At 65.4% G+C, this 20,459-nt stretch carries 16 protein-coding genes; 9 read left to right on the top strand and 7 right to left on the bottom strand.

Annotation, left to right across the window (positions count from 1 at the left end; translation table 11 throughout):
• The first annotated feature begins 69 nt into the window (after positions 1-69).
• The 3 genes from RMP10_RS06835 to RMP10_RS06825 all read left to right on the top strand — a co-directional run bounded on the left by RMP10_RS06835 (position 70) and on the right by RMP10_RS06825 (position 4,618).
• The gene (locus RMP10_RS06835) at positions 70-3,288 is read left to right on the top strand and encodes a hypothetical protein (protein WP_310569622.1); all 3,219 of its coding nucleotides are present in this window, start codon (positions 70-72) and stop codon (positions 3,286-3,288) included.
• A gap of 182 nt (positions 3,289-3,470) precedes the next feature.
• Positions 3,471-4,049 carry a hypothetical protein gene (locus RMP10_RS06830; RefSeq protein ID WP_310569621.1) on the top strand — a complete coding sequence of 193 codons (579 nt, stop codon included), beginning with the start codon at positions 3,471-3,473 and terminating at the stop codon, positions 4,047-4,049.
• A gap of 35 nt (positions 4,050-4,084) precedes the next feature.
• Complete coding sequence (locus RMP10_RS06825) at positions 4,085-4,618, top strand: hypothetical protein (protein ID WP_310569620.1); 534 nt, start codon at positions 4,085-4,087, stop codon at positions 4,616-4,618.
• A 4-nt stretch (positions 4,619-4,622) separates the two neighbouring features.
• Here the strand turns inward: RMP10_RS06825 and RMP10_RS06820 are convergent, their stop codons facing one another.
• Positions 4,623-5,573 (bottom strand): ChaN family lipoprotein, encoded by a 951-nt coding sequence (locus RMP10_RS06820; protein WP_310569619.1) that lies wholly within the window; start codon positions 5,571-5,573, stop codon positions 4,623-4,625.
• A 47-nt stretch (positions 5,574-5,620) separates the two neighbouring features.
• Between RMP10_RS06820 and RMP10_RS06815 the strand changes: the two genes are divergently transcribed.
• A complete protein-coding gene (locus RMP10_RS06815; RefSeq protein ID WP_310569618.1) occupies positions 5,621-7,414 on the top strand; it encodes a cation:proton antiporter in 1,794 nt (597 codons plus the stop codon).
• 240 nt (positions 7,415-7,654) lie between these two features.
• Here the strand turns inward: RMP10_RS06815 and RMP10_RS06810 are convergent, their stop codons facing one another.
• Both RMP10_RS06810 and RMP10_RS06805 read right to left on the bottom strand, forming a co-directional pair.
• Entirely contained in the window at positions 7,655-9,196 is a 1,542-nt protein-coding gene (locus RMP10_RS06810) for an alkaline phosphatase D family protein (RefSeq protein ID WP_310569617.1), read from the bottom strand.
• 74 nt (positions 9,197-9,270) lie between these two features.
• Positions 9,271-9,867 (bottom strand): hypothetical protein, encoded by a 597-nt coding sequence (locus RMP10_RS06805; protein ID WP_310569616.1) that lies wholly within the window; start codon positions 9,865-9,867, stop codon positions 9,271-9,273.
• An 83-nt stretch (positions 9,868-9,950) separates the two neighbouring features.
• On the opposite strand from RMP10_RS06805, the gene RMP10_RS06800 reads away from it, so the two are divergent.
• Positions 9,951-11,108 (top strand): hypothetical protein, encoded by a 1,158-nt coding sequence (locus RMP10_RS06800; protein ID WP_310569615.1) that lies wholly within the window; start codon positions 9,951-9,953, stop codon positions 11,106-11,108.
• Positions 11,109-11,366: 258 nt separating this feature from the next.
• On the opposite strand, the gene RMP10_RS06795 is transcribed toward RMP10_RS06800, so the two are convergent.
• Complete coding sequence (locus tag RMP10_RS06795; protein ID WP_310569614.1) at positions 11,367-13,538, bottom strand: serine/threonine-protein kinase; 2,172 nt, start codon at positions 13,536-13,538, stop codon at positions 11,367-11,369.
• Positions 13,535-14,125, bottom strand: coding sequence for a sigma-70 family RNA polymerase sigma factor (locus RMP10_RS06790; RefSeq protein ID WP_310569613.1), 591 nt, complete (start codon positions 14,123-14,125; stop codon positions 13,535-13,537). Before RMP10_RS06790 ends, RMP10_RS06795 begins: the two co-directional genes overlap by 4 nt.
• A 254-nt stretch (positions 14,126-14,379) precedes the next feature.
• Here RMP10_RS06790 and RMP10_RS06785 point away from each other — a divergent pair, with 254 nt between their 5' ends.
• Genes RMP10_RS06785 through RMP10_RS06770 form a run of 4 tightly spaced genes read left to right on the top strand, consistent with a single transcriptional unit; the run spans position 14,380 to position 18,768 of the window.
• Positions 14,380-15,279, top strand: coding sequence for an alpha/beta hydrolase (locus tag RMP10_RS06785; RefSeq protein WP_310569612.1), 900 nt, complete (start codon positions 14,380-14,382; stop codon positions 15,277-15,279).
• Complete coding sequence (locus RMP10_RS06780; RefSeq protein WP_310569611.1) at positions 15,276-16,868, top strand: GMC family oxidoreductase; 1,593 nt, start codon at positions 15,276-15,278, stop codon at positions 16,866-16,868. Before RMP10_RS06785 ends, RMP10_RS06780 begins: the two co-directional genes overlap by 4 nt.
• Positions 16,865-17,680: a hypothetical protein gene (locus RMP10_RS06775; protein ID WP_310569610.1), complete on the top strand. Its 816-nt coding sequence runs from the start codon at positions 16,865-16,867 to the stop codon at positions 17,678-17,680. Before RMP10_RS06780 ends, RMP10_RS06775 begins: the two co-directional genes overlap by 4 nt.
• Positions 17,677-18,768 (top strand): Gfo/Idh/MocA family oxidoreductase, encoded by a 1,092-nt coding sequence (locus RMP10_RS06770; RefSeq protein WP_310569609.1) that lies wholly within the window; start codon positions 17,677-17,679, stop codon positions 18,766-18,768. Before RMP10_RS06775 ends, RMP10_RS06770 begins: the two co-directional genes overlap by 4 nt.
• Positions 18,769-18,835: 67 nt before the next feature.
• Here RMP10_RS06770 and RMP10_RS06765 read toward each other — a convergent pair whose 3' ends face one another.
• Positions 18,836-19,858, bottom strand: coding sequence for an acetamidase/formamidase family protein (locus tag RMP10_RS06765; RefSeq protein ID WP_310569608.1), 1,023 nt, complete (start codon positions 19,856-19,858; stop codon positions 18,836-18,838).
• Positions 19,859-19,961: 103 nt separating this feature from the next.
• Positions 19,962-20,408: a hypothetical protein gene (locus RMP10_RS06760; protein WP_310569607.1), complete on the bottom strand. Its 447-nt coding sequence runs from the start codon at positions 20,406-20,408 to the stop codon at positions 19,962-19,964.
• Positions 20,409-20,459 lie beyond the last annotated feature (51 nt).

Genomic DNA, 20,459 nt, shown 5'->3' with positions numbered 1-20,459 from the left:
GGCTAAACGTGTGGGAGGGGTCGTACGTTTTCCATGGTGAACCTGCAAGTCTCCTTCCACCGTTCCCCTATGTCCCGAATTTCATCCCTCGCATGGCTGGCTGGCGGCGTGCTGCTGGGTGCCCAGTCGCTGGGTGCACAGGCGCTTGACTCGGCGGCCGCGGCCGGCATGCGCTGGCGTACGGTCGGCCCCGCCAACTTCATGGGCCGCATGTCCGACGTGGTCGGCATTCCTGGCCCATCCAAGACCCTGTTCGCCGCTGCCGCGGGTGGTGGCATCTGGAAGACCACCAACAACGGCACCACGTGGCGGCCGGTGTTCGACGACAAGCGTGTGATTTCGATGGGGATGCTCGCCATCGCCCCGTCGGACACGCAGCAGGTGTGGGCCGGCACCGGTGAGCCGAACTCGCGGAACTCCATCGAGCCAGGCGGCGGCATCTTCAAGTCGACCGACGGTGGCATCACCTGGACCGCCAAGGGACTCGAGAAGACCGAGCACATCGGTCGCATCGCGGTGCACCCGAGCAACCCAAACGTGGTGTACGTGGCCGCGCTCGGTGCCGCGTGGCGTTCCAACCCGGAGCGTGGCCTGTACAAGACCACCGACGGCGGCACCACCTGGCAGCTGGTGAAGTTCGTCAGCGACAAGGCGGGCATGATCGACGTGGCCCTCAACCCGAAGGATCCGAACGTCGTGTTCGCCACCAGCTGGGAGCGGCGTCGCACGCCGTACTCGCTGTTCAGCGGCGGCCCGGGCTCGGCGCTCTGGAAGAGCACCGACGGGGGCACCACGTGGGCGGAAGTGAAGGGCGGCGGATTCCCGGCCGGTCAGAAGGGACGCATGACGCTCGACATCAACGCGATGAATCCGAACGTCATGTACATGATGATCGAAGCCGCCGCCAACGCGACCGGCCCGATCGTCGGCGAGCGGAGCCCGAAGAACAACGGGCTCTGGAAGAGCACCGACGGCGGCGCCACGTGGGCGCAGATGAACAACTACAACGTGCGTCCGTTCTACTATTCGCAGGTGCGCAGCGATCCGAAGAACCCGGACCGCGTGTACTTCTCGAGCACCGACCTGCAGATGTCGGAAGACGGCGGCAAGACCAATCGCGCCACCGCCAACGGCGTGCACATCGATACGCACGGCATCTGGATCGATCCGAGTGATCCCGAGCGCTGGGTGGTGGCCAATGACGGCGGCATCGCCATCACGTTCGACAAGGGCGGCAACTTCGTGCAGGGCCAGAACATTCCGGTCGCGCAGTTCTACGAAGTGGCGTACGACACGGCGGTGCCATACAACATCTGCGGCGGGGCGCAGGATAACGGCACCTGGTGTGGCCCGAGCAAGCGTCGCACGCCGACCACGAGCCTCGGCTACTGGTTCACGATCGCCGGCGGTGACGGCTTTTACGCCGCGATGGACCCGACCGATCCGAACGTCGTGTACGGCGAGTCGCAGGGCGGCAACGTGTCGCGCGTGAACCTGAAGAGCGGTGAGCGCATGGCCTTCGCCAAGCCCACGTGGCAGGCGCGCTACAAGCAGTGGGAAGACTCGATCGCCGTCCTTCGTGGCAACCCGCTCGTGGCCGCCACCAAGGCCCAGAACACGGCAATCGCAGCACTCCGCGCGCAGCAGGTGAAGGACTCTACCGAGCTGTCGATCCGCTACAACTGGAACGCGCCGTTCTTTCTCTCGCCGCACAATCCGTCGGTGGTCTACTTCGCCGGCAACAAGGTGCTGAAGTCGACCAAGCGTGGCGAAGATCTGCGCATCATCTCGCCCGATCTCTCGAAGAACCTCACGGCGAAGCTCGACACCGCGTTGCGTCTCACGGGTGGTATCACGCTCGACGCGACCGGCGCCGAGACGTACGGCACGATCGTGGCGCTCGAAGAGAGCCCGGCCAAGCCCGGCCTGCTGTACGCCGGCACCGACGACGGCAACGTGTGGAAGTCGTCGAACGATGGCGCCACGTGGGAGAATCTGTCGTCGCGCATTCAGGGACTGCCGAACGGCGGCGAAGTGTACGTCACGCGAATCGAAGCGTCGAAGTTCGACACCAACGTCGTGTACGTGGCCTTCGACAATCACCGCTGGGGTGATTTCCGCCCGCATCTGTTCATGTCAAAGGACGGCGGCAAGTCGTTCTCGTCGATCGTGAACAACCTGCCCACCGGTGGCCCGGGTGACTTCCTGCACGTGGTGCGCGAAGATCCCATGAACCGCGATCTCCTGTACGTTGGCACCTCCATCGGCGTGTACGCGTCGATCGATCGTGGTGCCACCTGGTCGCGCTTCATGGCGAATCTGCCCAGCGTGCCGGTGTACGACCTGCAGATTCATCCGCGTGACCGTGAACTGATTGCGGCCACGCATGGTCGTGGCTTCTGGATCGTGGACGTGGCGCCGTTGCAGGAAATGACGGCAGCCGTGGCCGCCAAGCCGGTGCATCTGTTCTCGCCGAAGACGGGCTTCCAGTGGGGCGAAGAACCGCTGCGCGGCGCGAGCGGCAACGGCAATGCACAGAATTTCTTTGCGACGCAGAACCCGGCGTACGGGGCCGCGATTTCGTATCGCATCACGACGCCTGGCTCGACGTCGGCCCGCATCAGCATCGTGGACGCCGGCGGTGACACGCTCACCACGCTCACCGGCCCGGGCGCTCCGGGTTTGCACACGGTCACGTGGGCGTATGCGATCACGCCGCGCCCGACCGGTCGCGCGGCCCTCTCGGCCAGCGAGAAGCGCGACAGCATCCTGCGCGCCGTGCGGGCACCGCAGGTGCTCGATTCTCTCACCAAGGCCAAGTTCGACAGCGCCGCCATCGCGCAGGCTCGTGCCCTGATCAATCCGCCGGGGCTCGGCAACGTGCCGTTCGGCGGCCGTGGCGGAGGTGGTGGTGGTGGACGTGGCGGCGCGGGCAGCTGCGAGCGTCCGCTCACGCAGTGGGAACCGTTCTGCGCGCGTCCGGCTGAAGCGGCCCCGCCGCGTGCCGGCGCCGTGCAGGCACCGGTGATCGCACAACCGGCGGCACCGAGCGCAGCCGTGATCAAGATCTTCTCGCTGATCGGCCTTCCGGCGCCGGCGCCGGGTGGTCGTGGCGGCGGCGGATTCGGTGGGTTCGGCGGTGGCGGCACCGCTGACACGGGCGACTACGGCATCGTGCTGCAGGTCGGCACGACCATCGTGAAGGGCAAGCTACGCGTCGAGAACAAGGGCGCGATGGGCGGTGGTTCGCCGTTCGGTCCGGACGAGGAGGAAGACCGTAGGAAGTAAGGGGTAAGGGGTAAGGAGTACGGAGCACTTCTTACTCCTTACTCCCGACTCCATACTCAGCAAAAGCGCGGGGTGGGGTGTGTCCTTCAGGACGCGTCTCACCCCGTTTGCGCAGGGTTTGAACCCTCTGGCGTGTTCATGGTGTCTAACTGCTGCCGGTCCCTCCCCGCCTTCCGCATTCCATGCATTCACGTCTTCGTACACTCTTCGCAGCTACGACGACCGCCTTGGCGGTCGTGCTGCTGCATGCCTGTGTGCGACCGACGCCCGCATCGAAAGCGCCGGCGCGTGATCAGCTGTACGTCAACTTTGTCGGCACGTGGAAGGGGACGCTCGAGGTCGCCGACGGGCTGGGGACGGGGACGGGGACGGGGACGCGTGTGACGCGACCGGCGGCGCTGCAGGTGGTGCCCGCGCCCGATCAGGACGGACTCGAGTTGCGCTACAGCTCCGACCTCTCCGGCACATCCCTGCCGCACGTCGACCATGTGCACTTCGATCGAACCATGACCGACGCAGTGTGGGGCGATGCGGGAGCCACGGCGCCGCAAGCCTTTGCTGTGCGCAGCAGTGAAGGGGGGCGGAACGGCGACGCGCTCCGGCTCGTGCTCGAAGGTGAGGAGCACAATGGCGACGAACCCACGATGATCCGTGAAACGCTCGAGCTCTCGCCGTCCGAGATCCGGCTCGTGCAGGAGGCCCGGCCGATCGGAGGCGATTTCGCCTTCCGTCGCGCCTATGTGCTGCGACGCGCCCAATAGCGAGATTGCAGGGTCGACTACACCCTGAGGATCTTGTGCGCGAGTATCGTTTCCAAGCCACGCCTGAAACCGTTGAGGCGCTCCGTCTGCTGCGCGGCGCGTGGCGCGGCATGATGGTGGCCGAACATTCCGTCACCGTGGTGCTGCAGGATCAGCGCGCGGTGCGCATTCAGTGCGAGACGGTCGAGGTCGAATCCTTGTTCGACGCGTACCGGCTGCAGGCCGACATCGAAGACGCCGAAGGGATGTACGGCGTGCCGGTCGAGGCGTTCGCCAATGGGAGCAACGACATCGTGCTCTTTTCTGGTGTGACCTGGAGCGAGCCGACGGGCGCCGTGCGGGCCGAGGGACTTACGGAAGGCTCGGTGATGCACTTCTCGGGACATCCGGGGCAGCTCACCGATACGGCCGAGGTGGTGTGCGTGACGACGGATGCGTTCGTGATCGCGGCCAGTGATGGCAGCGGGGTACTCATTCGCACCGGTTTGCGTCCGGGCTCCCTGGAAGTGGAACGGAACCCGGAAAAGGTGCGCACCTTTTTGATCGACCGCGGCTACAGCGCGGCCTAGTCGTTTACTTCGGCGCGCGCGTGAAGAGGATGTAGTCACCCTTGTCCGCGTGCGCCTTGCCGTTCGCCTTCGACAGATCGGCGATCGGGATCGCGCTCAGCACGACAGTCTTGGCGTCCGGCGCACGACGCCGTGCCCGTTCGGCGGTGCCGAGGCCGGCATCGCTGTGAAACGCGCCGTCGACCTGAAACACGATCGCGCCCTTGGGCGCGGCGCGCCACGCGTTCACGATCGCTTCGCCCATCGCTTCGTCCTTCACGCACTGCGCTTCGTAGAACGTGTCGGTCAGCTTCGCCATCGCCGCCGCATCACCGGCCGTCGGCGGTCCGCCGCCGGCACTGTGGCCGGTCATCGTCTGCGCGAACTTCGTGTAGTAGGCGTCCTTCGGGCAGATGTTCTCTTTCGCGATGAAGCGACGGTCGGCCGCGTTGAGCGTATCGAGCAACGCCAGTCCGCGACGGCCAACCGCACTGGCCAAGCGCCGCGGGACATTCGCCGCGACCACCGGCCAGCCACGCACGCGCGCCAACTCCACCAGCGCGCGATAGTCGGTGGTGTAGCGATCCCACGGGCGCGAACCCGCCAGGAAATTCGCTTCCGAAATCGTGCCGGCGAGATACTGATCGACCAGCGGCTGCACATCGCGTTCGAACATCTCGAGCGTGACCACGACGCTCGGCCTGCGCTCACCGAGCGCGGCCAGGACCGCCAGTTCACTGGCGTGCGTGGCCGGATCGTCGTGCTGCTCGCCGAAGAAGACGAAGTCGGCCTTGGCCGCGGCGTCGGCCAGTTGCGTAAAGGGAATGAAGCGATTGGCCTTGCTGTCGTACACGCGCAGCGCAGCGGCGGCCGCGCCGATGGGCACGGCGGTGTGGGCGCCGCCAGAGGCGCAGGCCGTAGAGAGCAACGAGGCGCCGCCAAGCAGCGCCATGAGGAATCGACGGGATGAGGTCATGCGGTGAATCTCGCACATGTCATTCGTGGCGCTAGCTTTCCCTCGTCATGCACCCTGAAACCGCCCTCCTCTTCACGATTGCCGGTGCCTTTGGCGCGGCGTTCCTGTTCGGCTTCATCGCGTCGAAGCTGAAAATGCCGCCGCTCGTCGGCTATCTGCTGGCGGGCATCGCGCTTGGACCGCATTCGCCCGGGTTCGTGGGCGACGTGGGGCTGGCCAGCCAGTTGGCCGAGATCGGTGTGATCCTGCTGATGTTCGGCGTGGGACTGCACTTCTCGCCCGGCGACCTCCTGCGCGTGCGTCGCATCGCGCTGCCGGGGGCGACGCTGCAGATGCTTACCGCGATCGGGTTGGGATACTGGCTGGCCAGTTCGTGGGGGTGGACGTCGGCGGCGTCGTTGGTGTTCGGGCTGTCCTTATCGGTGGCCAGTACCGTCGTGGTACTGCGCGTCCTCGAAGATCGCGGGCTCATGGACTCGATCGACGGTCGCGTGGCCGTGGGTTGGCTGGTGGTCGAGGACTTGTTGGTGGTGCTCGCCCTCGTATTGCTGCCCGCGATCCTGAGCACATTGGGCGCTGGAACCGCAGGCGCATCGCCGATGGGGCGTACCGAGCTGCTTACCTCGGTGGCGCTCACGCTGGTGAAGATGGTGGCGTTCATCGTGCTGATGGGCGTGGTCGGTCGTCGCGCGGTACCGTGGCTGCTCACGCACGTGGCGCGCAGCGGCTCACGCGAGCTGTTCACGTTGGCCGTGTTGGCCGTGTCGCTCGGGGTGGCTGTCGGTGCCGCCACGTTGTTCGGCGTGTCGTTTGCACTCGGCGCGTTCGTGGCCGGCGTGGTTATCAGCGAATCGGACCTCAGTCATCGTGCCGGTGCCGACGCGCTGCCCATGCAAGACGCGTTCGCCGTGCTCTTCTTCGTGTCGGTCGGCATGTTGCTCGATCCGGGCGTTATGCTCACGCAGCCCGCGAAGGTGCTGTCGACGGTCGCGATCGTGTTGCTCGGCAACACCGTGGTCGCCACGGTGCTGATGGTGCTGCTACGCCATCCGCTTGGCGCCTCGCTCCGCATCGGCGCCAGCTTCGGTCAGATCGGCGAGTTCTCGTTCATCCTCGCCGGCATGGGCGTGTCGCTGGGCGTGCTGTCGGACGAGGGACGCAGTCTGATCCTGGCGGCGGCGCTCTGTACGATCGTCCTCAATCCGATGCTCTTCGCGACGCTGGACCGGTTGTCCACGTGGATCGCTCGGCATCCGCGGTTGCTCGATCGCATGGAGCGGCAGAAGGCGCCGCGCATGGCCCATACGGATCTGTTCGAGACGATCACCGTGGGCCACGCGATTCTGATCGGGTACGGTCGCGTCGGGCGCACGATCGGCGACGCGCTGCAGCGCCAAGGCGTGCCATTCGTCGCGATCGAACAGGATCGTCGCGTGGTGGACGCCATGCGCACCATTGGTGTCGCCTCGATTTACGGCGATGCCACCCGCCCGGGAATCCTGGAGCACGCATACCCGGGCACGGCCCGGCTGCTGGTGATCGCCGCCCCCGATCCATATCACGCGCGACACATCATCGACATGGTGCGCGCGAAGAATCCCACCATCGATATCGTGGTACGCACGCACAGCGATCAGGAGCAGGCGATGTTCGAACAGCTCGGCGTGAGCAAGGCGCTGATGGGCGAACGCGAACTGGCCTTCGGCATGGCGTACCACAGCCTGCGTTCACTCGGCGTCGACGATGATCACGCGGATGGCATCGTCGAGGGATTGCGCGGCGGCGGACGGATGCAGACGCGAGAGTTCAGCGCGCTGATGCCGACGGATTTGCGGATGTAAAACCCAGTAGTCAGAGTTCTGACGGTCAGGCTCAGGGATCAGACTGGGTATAGTGGTCAGAGTTGAGCAACGACAGTCCGCAGTGCCGAGAATATGATGGCGGGGTGGCACGGTTCATCGTGGAGCACCACGTCCGGTGCGGGCCGCACCATCACACGCTGAGTGACTGCGGACTGTCGTTTGCTGGACTCTGACCACTATAAGCAGTCTGACGCCAGAACTCTGACCAGTACACACTTATTACTGGGTTTTTGTTATCCCCGGCCGTGCGTGCTCCACCTTCCACCCGCTCGCCGTCTTGATCGGCGCTCCCGGTTTCGTCACGAACGGCACGCTGCGGTATTCCGCCGTCCAATCCGCCTCCGTCACCCGACACCGCACATAGCCACGGCGATTCTCGAACCACTTGAGGTGCGGATTGTCGCCTTGCATCGTGGCCATCCGCTGCGCCGGCACGTCATTGCCATCGCCGCCGCTCGAGATACTGGTGCACACGAACTCTGCACCGATCGTGGGCTTGTCGGGGCGTGAGAAATCGGCGTGCAGTTCGTTCACCCAATTCGTGTGAATGTCGCCGGTAATGGTCACCGTGCGATTCGGGGCGCGCTTGGCGACTTCGGTCAGGAGTCGATCGCGCGCCACCGGGTATCCACTCCACTGATCCATCGACGTGCGTACTTCGTCGCCCGGCGCCGAGTCGTACGGCGCCATCATGACCTGATTGGCGAGCACTTGCCAGTGCGATTTCGAGGCGCCGAGTCCGTCCACCAGCCACTTCTCTTGGGCTGCGCCCAGCAGTCCGCGTTTGGCATCGGTCCATGGCGCGCACTCCTTGAGGGGTACGTCGGCGCACACCTGCACGTCGCGGTGCTGCCGCGTGTCGAGCATCCAGAAGCGCGCCATCGCGCCCCAGTTGATCGTGCGCGTGATCGTGAGGTCGGCCCACGACTGCGCGCGCGGCACGCGCACCGGCTGGTGCTCCCACCACGCCTGATAGGCGGCCGCGCGGCGTGTGCGCATCTGTTCCGCCGACTCCATGACATTCTCGCCGGCGAGCCCGGCGTAGTTGTTGTCGACTTCGTGGTCATCCCACGTGACGAGCCACGGGCAGCGGGCATGCGCCGCCTGCAGGTCGGCGTCGGACTTGTACTGCGCATAGCGTCGCCGATAGTCGTCGAGCGTGCGGATCTCGAGTCCTTGGTGCTTTCGCACGGCGGTGGATGGACTGGCGTACTCGTAGATGTAGTCGCCGAGGTGCACGGCGAGGTCGATTTCTTCCTGCGCCAGATGTCCGAGGGCGGTGAAGTAGCCTTGGTCCCACCGCTGACACGACGCGAAGGCGAACGCGAGCGGTGACTTCACGCCATCGGCCGGTGTGGTCCGGAACCGGCCGGTCTTGCTGACGGCGTCGCCGGACGTGAAGCGATAGAAGTACCAGCGATCCGGCTGCAGCCCATCCACGTCCACGTGTACGCTGAACGACAGCTCGGGGGCGGCCGTGGCGCGTCCCTTCTTCACGACCGATTTGAACTGGTCGTCGTCAGCGACATCCCAATTCACGGCGGTGCGGGTGCCGTCCATCCCGCCGTCGGGTTCGAACGGACGCGGTGCGAGTCGTGTCCAGAGCACGCCGCCGGTAGCGGTCGGATCGCCCGACGCGACGCCGAGTTGGAACGGATCGTCGGCGAAGCGTGGTCGACTGGTCACGCGCCAGACGTTGGGAACGACGGCGGCGAGCGCGGCGTAGCGCGAGAGGTCGGTGAGAAAGAGTCGGCGGTCCATACGGTTACGCTACGGCGGAACGACGGACTCGGCTACCGGTCGCCGTCACGATTGGGGCATGTCGCGTATCGGATTCAGCGCTGAAAGCGAAGACCTACACTCATACTGAAAATCTGGAGGGCTTCGCCGCGGAAGCGTCCGACGTACGACATGCGCGTGGCGAGGACGACCGCCATGCGGCTCGACGCCGGCACGGCGAGATCGAGGCGTACGTGGGAGCCGGTGCGTGGTCCCGCGTCTCCCGTCCTATATCGGATCGGGCCGGCCAGTACGCGCAAGGCGGCGCCATACCGTCGTAACTCTGCACCGCCGAGCAGCGCCGCGATCGGCTCGAGCATGGCGCGGGCGACGCAGCCTGAAACGCTGGGGTCGATCAAGCACTCGAGGTCGCTCCCGAAGCCGACGACGGTCGCGAACCCATTCGCCGCCAGAACGAGCGAGCCGCCGGGCCGCGTCAGGAAACGCGCGGCCAGCAGCGCTTCGGCCTGAATGCCGTTTGCGTCGGCGTAGGGATCGTGTTGCATGGCACCGCCGCCGAGGGCGAGGTCGAGCGACACCGGTGGTCCAGGGAGCGGCTCCGTATGCGGCTGCGAGTGAGCGGTGCTCAGTGGGAACGCGAGGGCGAGGGCAATGCGTGTCAAACGAGGCAGCGGCATCGGCGGCGTGGACAAGAGGGAAGTGGATGCGTGAAAGTTGCTGCAACCTGAACGTACCGTCGGAGCGTTATCATTGAATGACGATCTCGACTTTGCCTGTGAACACGCTGCCTCGCGGCGTCACGTACGCCCGCGCCCGACTGTACCTCGGTATCTCCGGCGTCGGAAGCGCGGTCCTGCTGGCGGCCGCGTTGTTGTATTTCCGCATTCCATCGCAGGGGCTCTCGCTGTCCACCGCCCATCCGGTGCCAGCGGCGTTGTTTCGCGTGGGGCTGATCTTCGCGTTCGCGCAGGTGGCCTTCCTCATGTTCGACCTGATTGGCGGCGCGTGGCTGGTGCGACGTCGTGAGTGGGCGTCGACGTGGCTGGCGCGTTGGCTGCGCGGCGTGGCGGTGCAGTGGGCGGTGTGGATGCTGTCGTCCGCCGCGCTGATGCTGGCGGCGCGAGCGGGCGGGAGTGCCGCTGCCGTGGCCGTGTTCGTGGTGGTGCAATTGCTCCTGGCCGCGGGGCGGGGGCGCATGTCGCGGGTGATTGCGAACCTCCCGGTCGTACCCACGCCCGAGCGCATCGCGCGTGCAGCGACGCAGGCCGGTCTTGATGTATCGCGGGTGCAGGTGGTCGAGAGCCCCGATGAAAGCTTCGTAGGCGGCTGGTCCGGGCTCACCGCCCGAACGCTCGTGGTGCCGGCGCGCTGGGCGCAACTGCCTGACGCGGCGCTGACCGCGATGCTTCGGCGTCGCCACATCATCAGCACGAGCGGGGCGCATCTGCGCGGCGTCTTCGGCGCCATTGGCTGGAACACGATCGGCTTTGCGGTCGCCCTCCTGCTCACTGACGTGTCACCCGCCACGGCCGGCGGCGTGATCACGCTCGCCGCCGCGATGACGCTCTGGGCGTTCGTTGGCGTGCTGCTGTTGCCCACGCCGTCGCGCGCCGCGGTGTACGCCATCGACGCGGCCGCCACGGCCTCGACCGATATCACGTCGATGACAGCGGGCATCGAACAGCTCGACAAATGGCAGGACGACGAGCCGGTTCGCCGCGCTGGAGTCGAGACCGTGTTTCACCCTGTGCCCGGTCGCCGCGGTCGGATTACCCGCCTCGTGGCCAATGCCGGCGCCGTGAAGCCGTGGCACGCGCATCATCTGGCGCGCCACGCGCTGTGGCTGAGCTGGGGGGCGTGCACGCCGCTGTCGCGCGCGGTGCACTGCAACGTGGGCCGCACGGCACTGTGGGCGATGCTGCCGGGGGATTGAAACTGATCACGCAGAGCAAAGGAGAAAAGGAGAACAACTCTTGTTCTCCTTGTCGCTTAGCCTCTGTGTGATCAGTTCCAACCCAACCGACTGCGTTCAAGGAGAGTGGCCGCCCACATCAGCGAACCCAACGCCGCCGACCGACTGCGGTCCTGACGTGTCGTTCCCGCCACCGCTGCTGGTCGTGGGCGGTATCACGATCGGCAATCTGCTGCTGCACCGCTACCGCGCTCTCCATCTATCGTGCAAGTGTGCAGCTTACGGTTGACGGCTGCCGTGCGCATCGGTCGTCGGCTCCATCATGTGCGTGCACAGCGCTTGCACGCGCTCCGACGCCATACGGACCATCGCGTCGCCCTGACGTTCGGCGTCGACCAGTGCCGTCAGCTGGGTCCACAACGCGCGCAGTTCGGCGACTTGCGCCGAGCGTTTGGCAACGGCAAGCGTGTGCTGACCCTGAATCTTGCGAACCAGGTCAATCTCCTGCTGCACGGTGTCGATCAGCGCCCGGTGATCGGCGCTGAGACTCTCGCTCGCCGACAATCCCGCGAGCCGTGCGTTGAGTCGATTGATCTCCACCGGGCTCGTGTCGCGTGCCAGAATCGCCATATCGCGTTCGATCCTGGCGATACCTGCCAACCGGTGTTGCACGGCACGCAACGCCGTGCGTCCGACCGGTTCGAGTGTCGAAGGGAATCGACGCACCAGCTCCTCGACGGCGCGCGCATGATCCGCCGTTACCGCGGCGTCGGGTGGACGCACGGACGCGGCGGATGAAGAGAGGAGCTTGGCGATGGCGGGCTCGCGCCAGAACGTCGACGACACCGTCGACGCCAGAAAGAACTGAATGGTATGATCCAGGCTCATACGCTGCTGTCGGATCCAAAACAGCGCGAGCAGCACGGTCGCGGGGAAAATGACGAGAAGCACGGCCAGCGCCACCGTTTGCGCCACGTCGAACGGAGCTGCTGTGCGGTCGGCCATCAGGGCCACGAATGCCAATGCTACGAACGCCAGCGTGATCACACATCGAACCAGCCGCGCCACCGGCGGTAGCAGCGGCCAGAGGTCATCCGGTCCACGCAGCCGCCGCGGCCACCAGGCGCCCCACCAGCGCGGGGGGCGGCCAACCAACCGCAGCAGCTGCCGAAAGCGCACGCCATGCTCACGCACGCGCCAGAAGTGCAAGGCCGTGCCGATAGGGACCAGCACGGCAAGCAGCATGAGCAGCAGACGGCTGGTCAGCCCGCGGTCGCTGCTGAACGCGAATGTCCCCCAGAGGATCAGCCAAGTCAGCGCATAGGCGGCGTACCCGGGGAGATCGGCGATCGCCATCGGCAGTTCGCTGCGATGCACGTTGCCGCTGTTCCGCAGCGCATTTTGCAGCGCGCCCGCGTCGGGCCATCGCTGATCAGGATCGCGCTCGAGACATCGCATCACGATATACGCAAAGTCCGTCGGTAATCCGGGCGCCAACTCTCGCAGCGGCACCGGGTCCTCGAGCTGGCGGCGCGACAGCACATCCACCGCGCTGTTCCCGGTAATCGGTGCGCGGCCCGTCAGCATGGCATACGCCACCGCACCGAGCGAATAGAGATCGCTACGCGCGTCGACCTGTCCACCGTCCATCGATTGCTCGGGCGACATGAACAGCGGCGTGCCGACAATCGCCCCCGTGAGGGTGATCTGCTCTGGCGCACCGTCGAACTTGGAGATGCCGAAATCGGCCAAGCGCGGTTCGTCCGACGTCTCATCCATCAGGATGTTCGCCGGTTTGATATCCCGATGCACGACCCCACGTGAATGCGCGTGCTCCAGTGCACCGGCCATCGCCAGCATGATGCGTCGCACCTCTCCCGGCGGAAGACGCCCCTCGCTTTCCAGTCGCTCAGCGAGTGACGGGCCGCGCACGTACTCCATCACGAAATACCAGAGTCCGTCCACTTCTCCGAATGAGTACAGCGGAACGATGCCGAGATGTGAAAGCTGAGCGGCGATCCGCGCTTCCCGGTGAAATCGCTCGCGACTGCCCGGGCGCGCGGCACGATCGGGGCGCAGCACTTTGATGGCTACCGTGCGCCCCAACGAGCGTTCCTGCGCAAGAAACACGGAGCCCATCCCGCCCTCGCCAAGCACGCCGAGAATATCGAAATCGTCGGCCAGCCCGGTTTCGACGCGGGTCCGCAACTGTTGCACCTCCGTCGCCAGCGCCCCGTGCACCGTGCGCAGCGATCGATCGGCGACGAACAGGCGAGCCGGCTCCTCGTGCGCGTCGAGATCATCGTGCGCGGCCAGCAGCGTCTCCACTTCGTGTCGCAGCGCGGTATCACCTCCACACTGCGCCGCCAGCACTGCCGGCCGCTCAGCGAGCGGGATTTCCAGTGCCGCGAGAAGCACGCGCTTTACTTCACGCCACCGCTCGGCGTTCATGACGCGTGCAACTCCCTTCGCAGCCATGCGCGCGCGATCACCCACTCGGCCTTCACCGTGGTCTGACCTATGCTCAACGCTTCTGCGGTCTCTTCGATGGTCAGACCGCCGAAGTAGCGCAGCTCGACGATTCGGGCCTGGTCCGGATCGATCACGGCCAGCCGTTCCAGCGCCTCATGCAGTGCCAGCACTTCGGGCGCCTCGTCGACGGCCGTCGCAAGCTCGTCGTCCAGCGTGAGATGAGCGACGCCGCCGCCGCGCTTGTCCGCGTGACGCGCGCGTGCGTGATCGACAAGCACGCGACGCATCAATTGCGCTGACACGCCGAAAAAGTGCGCGCGGTCTTTCCACACCACGCGATGCTGGTCGATCAGCCGGAGGTACGTCTCATGCACGAGTGCGGTGGCCTGCAGCGTGACGTCGGACTCAGCACGCATCGCTCGCGAGGCCTGTGCGTGCAGCTCGCGATATACCGCGAGCAGAAATGCTTCCGCCGCCGCGTGATCGCCGGTCCCCCACGCATGCAGGAGACCAGTCACATCTGGCGGTGCGTCTGGCGCATCGCGCCCGGAGTCATTGGATGTCATGCGCAGAGGCGACGGCAAATGGCGAGAGATGCCAGCAAAACTGTCAGTCGGCCATTCAGTCGGCCTGGACAGATAGGGCAACGCAATCGACATCTTGTCAAGCAGGCCGCGCGGTGCGGCCGTACGCAACGGCATCGATACGGCATTGGTCCGACTGATTCGACCAGAAAATCCGCGTTTGATGGTGGACCGACGTATTGGCGCCCACCACGAACCACGGACAGACTATGACACGCTCCGCGCGCCCAAGGCTCATGCTGCTGTCAATGCTGTCGTTACGGCTGCTCGCGATGACAGTGGTAAGTGCCGACCGCTCTCCGCTCGCGGCACAAGCACCACGTGATCACACCACCGGTCGCCAAGCCGGGGGGCAGCCCGCCTGGGTGCTGATCACCGGCCTCGTCGGGGGCGTTGCCGGGTTTCGCGCGCTCGAGGCTGTGCTGCAACGCGACAGCGCCCGTGTGGTCATCATCGATCCCTACCGACTCTCGCTCGATTCGCAGGACGTCTCGTATGCAGCGCTCGCCCGTCGCGTCGATCGCGCGCTGATCTCGCTCAACGTGTACGACGCGCACGTCGTTGGACATGCAAACGGCGCAGGTGTCGCTATACGGCTCGCCGCGCTGACGCCGACGCGCGTGGCGTCACTCACGTTTCTCGACGCGGGTGCATTGCGCGCCAGCGCCGGCACGACACTCCGTGGCTCGATTCGATTCATTCCGCTCGTCACCCGATTTCCCGGAGGACGAGCGTACGTGCGTGGTCGGCTCGCCAATGGCGTGCGCGAACACGCGGGCCAACACGGATGGCTGACCGATTCCGTGCAGCGCGCGTACGTCGATCCGATGCTGAACGACATCAGCCGTGTCGTGGCGCTTGCTATGCGGCTCCATCAAACGATGGAGCGCGACACGTTGGAGCAGATCATCGACCAACTTCGGGTGCCGGTCACAGTCATCCTCGGTGGTGCGCCACACAAATCGGGCGCCGGCCCAGACGAACTCGACCTCCTGCGTCCGCTCGGTGCCCGACTCGCGATCGTGCGGCTACCTGGCATTGGTCACTTTCCCCACGAAGAAGCTCCGCACGTCGTGGCGAATCTGCTTGGTACCGTACGACGTCGGGGTGCCATGGTGGCGAGGGTACAGCCATGAGCTGGGACGTGGTCGTCATCGGAAGCGGATTCGGCGGCGCCATGGCCGCCTACCCGCTCGTCAAGCGGGGACTGCGCGTACTGATGATCGAACGCGGCGGCTGGGTATCCCGCGGCCCCGAGAACTGGGGGGACCGCGCCGCCGGCTACATCTCGTCGCATTTCAGCACCGAGTCCGCGTACCGCGTTGAAGACGCCTGGCCGCGCACGAAACTCGGCTCCATCAATTGCGTCGGCGGCCAGTCGGTTTTCTACGGCGGCGCATCGTATCGCTTCCGTGAGACGGATTTCGAGTCCGACCCGCACATCGTCGGCGAGAGCCTGGCTCAATGGCCGATCCGCTACGCCGATCTCGAGCCGTCGTACGACATGGCCGAACGCATGCTCGGCGTGTGCGGTGAGAGCGGAGCTGATCCGACCGAACCTTTCCGTCAACACGCGTTCCGTCATGCCCCGAGCGAACTCGCGCCGAGCGCGACGCGGATCGCGTCCGCGGCACGACGGCTCGGGCTGCATGCGAGTCGCATCCCGCTGGCGATCAACTTCGTGCCGGCGTCCGAAATGGCGAGCTGCATAAGGTGTGGGACCTGTGACGGGTTCGCCTGCGCTGCTCAGGCGAAGAACGACATTGCGACGCGATTGATTCCGGCGCTGATCGCCTCTGGCATGACCCTGCGTATCAACACCGTGTGCACGAAGTTGCTGCGCCGCGGCGCGCGAATTACCAGCGTGGAGTGCGTCGATCGCGTAACCGGTGTCACCGAAAGAGTGGATGCCCGCCACGTGATCGTGGCAGCTGGGGCGCTCGCCACACCACATCTGCTACTCGCCTCGGAACTTGATCGCGTCGGACCCGCGGGAATGATCATTGGACGCTATCTGACACGCCATTGCAATTCCGTGACCTTTGGTCTGTTTGCCCGCCAGACAAATCCGGCTCGGGAATACGATAAGCAAGTCGCTATCAATGATTTCTACCATGGTTGCAGCGACGACGATGCCCCGCGCGGTCCGCTGGGCAGCCTCCAGCAGATGACACTGGCTCCGGGCCTTGTCCGTGCCTCCATCCCGCGCCTTCTGGGGGCGCCTGCCGCGCTCTTTCTCGCCCGCGCGCAGGCGCTCCTGGTGATGGCGGAAGATCAGCCGCAATCGGCGAACGGCGTACGCCTCGATGACCACGCATCCGATCGCTACGGGATGCCGCGGCTTCGTATCACGCATCGGTACTCGGCGCGTGATCGGTCCGCCAATCGCGTACTGGCATCTCGCGCGCGGGCCATCCTGTACGAAGCCGGTGCCCTCGGTACGTGTACCGCCGACGTCAACACCTTCTCGCACGCGCTGGGTACCGTCCGTATGGGCGTCGATGAGCGATCCGCACCGCTCGATGTGGACGGTCGCTTTCGCGGCGTAAACAATCTCTTCGTGAGCGATGGCAGCGCGCTGCCCCGATCGGCCGGACTCAATCCCAGTCTTACCATCGCCGCGAACGCGCTGCGCATCGGCACGCACCTCGCCGCCGCGCAGGTCTCAACCACGCCGTTTCGCAACCGTCATCTGATCCTTCATCCGGCTCTAAGCACAACATGACCGATACCGTCACCGTACTCGCCACCGCGTTGTTGGTCGGCGCTTTCGCCGGCACGGACGCTGCCATCTGGGGCATGTACAAAGATGCCGCCCACGAAGGCTTCGACTGGCCGCGCTTCGCCCGCAGCATCGTGATCGGTGCATGCGCTGCACTGCTTATCCAGTTCGTGGTGCGGCTGCCGCTGCCGAGTCCGCACGCAATTCTGCTCCTGTTCGGACTGGCATACGGCACGGAACGCCTGGTCGTCGAAACATGGAAATCGTTCTTTCGCACAGAGAACCAGTCGAAGTACACCATTCCCATGCAGATCGCCGTGCGTGGCGTCGTGGTCGAGTCGAAAACGCGCCGGTGGCTATCCGGCATCGCCTACGTGGCGCTGATCGCGATTTCCATTGTGGTGGTCCAGCGATGGATCGGCAGCGGCGGCGCACGGTGGCAGGCCGGGCTGCTTGGCGCGGTGGTCGGATTTGTCATCGCCGTCGGCGGCGCCTGGAAGGACGCACCCATTGAAGGCTTCGAGACGCTCAAATTCTTTCGCAGTCCGGCGCTGGCGATGATAATGGCGCTGCTGCTGTATTCGCTGGGTGTCGGCGCCTTGCTGGCTGCGCTTGCGGCGATCGGCTACGAACGCGCAATCTCGGAGAACTACAAGACATTCGGCTTCCCCGATCGGCCTCGAGGCAAATTCGCCGGCAAGGCAATCATGCACCCGGAGATGCTCGTCCGTCGTCGTCATTTTGTACCGGCCTATGTCGGCATTCGTGTCGCGCTGGCGAGCTGCACCGTCCTTGCAATCACCAACCCGCGATGATGACGACAATGCGGTCTCAGCGACTTCGCATCGCCATTCTCGGATGCGGGTACGCGGCGCGTATTCATGCGCGCGCGTTGCGGCGACTGCCCGACGTCGAGCTCACGTTTGCGAGTCGGGATCCCGCCCGCGCGGCGCAATACTGCAAACGCTACCGCGGCGTGGCCTCATGGGGAAGCTACAGCGATGCGGTCACCGATCCCCAAACCGCGATCGTGCTGGTCGCGACTCCGACGTTCTCCCACCTCGAACTCACGTTGATGGCGCTCGCGGCATCACGCCATGTCGTGGTGGAGAAGCCGGCGTTCAGCACCTCGGGTGATTTCGACGTGGTCCGACGTGCGGCCGCCGCCACGGGCCGTTTGGTGTGCGTGGCCGAGAATTACGTATACAAGCCGTTCACGCAAAAGCTGCGTCGCCATGTGGAGCGTGGAGATCTCGGCGACGTGCGCTTCGTGCTGCTCAACGCGACGCGTCGCCAGCCGGCGGTTGGATGGCGTGCGAAGCCGGAATTATCGGGGGGTGGCGCTCTGTTCGAAGCGGGGGTGCACTGGATCGCGTTCGCCGCGCGCATCGGCCTGGAGCTGACGCACGTGAGTGGCCTGCGCGCTGGCGACGATTCGGGAGCGGATCTCAGTTCGCTCACCGTTTTTCGCTATGCCAACGGTGCTGTTGGTTCTCTCGCGCACTCCTGGGAATTGGCGGCGCCGCTGGGCGGTGCGCGCCTCTCGACGGTGCAAGGCACCCTCGGTGCCGTGACCTTCGAATCCAACGGCGCGCTGAGCGTGACATCGGGGCGCGCCGCATCGCTGTGCACCCATTTTCGGGACACGCTTGGCTACGTTCGCATGCACGAGGATTTCATCAACGCGATACGCAGCGGAGTCTGTCCGTACTACACGCTGGAGATGGCGCAGCAGGATTTTATCTGGCTCGAGGCAGCACAGCAGGGCGTGACGGCACATGAGAGCGGCGTGTCGGTCACCGATCCGCCCGCACATGGTTCACGTCATGTCTCGCGTGCGATGCTCTGGCGCGAACGCGGAGCGCTCGATGCGCTCCATGTGGCGCCTGTATCGGGCGAATAGCTTCAGCCGTATTCCGCGGCGCGTACGGCATCGCGTCATCCAGTGATTCAACCCCGTTCTCGGGCGCCTACCTCCCCTTGGTGAAGATCGCCTTGGGGATCATCACGTGCGCCCCCACGTTGCCGTCCACCAGCTGCGTGATGCGCACGTCGCACGCGACACTCGACAGCATGTAGGCGTCGTCCTTCGACAGGCCTTTCGTCTGCAGGAATTCGATCGCCTGACGCAACGCGGTCTTGGTGGCGACCACGAGATCCTTGTCGGCGCCCATCGTGATCCAATGCGTGGGCGTTTCGCCGCGCGGCCACGTGAGCGTCATGTCTTTCCGCACGATCACTTCGAGCACGCCGGTCAGAGACGTCTCGAGCGCGGTGATGTCCACTTCGCCGTCGCCCTGCGCGGCGTGTCCATCGCCCACTTCCAGCAGGGCCCCTGGCACGTGCACGGGAATGAACAAGGTCGTGCCGGCCACCAGCTCCTTGTTGTCCAGATTGCCGGCGTGAATGTCGGGCGGCGCGCTGCTTACGCGTCCACGTGACGGCGGCGGGGCGACCCCGATGCTGCCAAAAAATGGACGGAGCGGGATGTCGATGCCGGGGGCGAAGCGCGCCATCATCTTCTTCGCATCGAGCGGGATGATACGCATCTTCGCATACGGAAAATCTTCCGGAAGGAAGCCGCTGGTGCGACCGAAGGCGTTGTACGCGTACGGAATAGCCAGGTCGACCTTCTTGATGCGTACTTCGAGCACATCGCCCGGCTCGGCCCCTTCCACGAAAATCGGGCCGGTCAGAATGTGTCCGCCCGGACCGCGATCCTTCACCTGATCGGTGATCGCGCGCAGGGCTGGCTCCACGTCGCCCGGCTTCACGCCGGCGCCTTCCAATCGCGTGGGATTCGAGGTGATCAGGGTGCCGATCGTGACCTCGTCACCCGACTTGATGCGTAACACCGGCTTGGTTTCCGACCAGTAGTGCCCAACGGCCACCGTTTCCGGTGTGGGCATGAGGCGGTGCTTCGTCTGCGCGCCAAGCACGGTGGCCAGCAGGCTGCTGCCGAGGCAGAGGAGAGTACACGGGCGAACGGTCATGCGACGGCTCCGAGAGGAGGCACAAGCGGGAGAGGCACGGGCACCATGCAATGTGGTGGCTCCGTGCCCATTCCGTCGACTGGCTGTTCTCCGCGAAGTCGCCCTACGCTACGCGGTCGGCGATCTGTGCGCTGCCGTAGGCCGGTGTATCCCGGATGGCCGACATGCCGTGCGATGCCGTGTGGCGCGTGAACGGCGAGCCATCCGGCTGGCCCACGAAAAGCCACATGGTCCGGGTGCGCATCGAGAAGTATTGGCGGACCATCACGCGGCGCGGCATGAGCGCGCACGAGAAGGTGAAGCTGAACGTGTCGTCGAGCCGGCACTCCGACACGCCGTGCAGAAAGCGTCCGAAGAATTCGGGCACGTTGGCACTCGGTGCGACCTCAAAGAAGAAATGCTGTCCCAACGGGCGCGGCATCACGCCGACGTTCTCGGCTTCGGCCCGATTGTACGACAGGACCAATCCGTCGAGGTCCAGTTGGACCACGCCGTAGGGGATCGCATCAAGTTCCTCGACCGTGAGGCGATCGAGGAACGGGGCAAGCATTCGGGATGTGGTGTCGAGCGGCATTCAACGACCCAGGTGAGTCGGTATGTC

Origin of the sequence: Gemmatimonas sp. (assembly GCF_031426495.1) — a bacterium.
GTDB lineage: Bacteria > Gemmatimonadota > Gemmatimonadetes > Gemmatimonadales > Gemmatimonadaceae > Gemmatimonas.
Note: the sequence above shows the minus strand (reverse complement) of the source record. Positions and strands in the feature narration are given on the sequence as shown.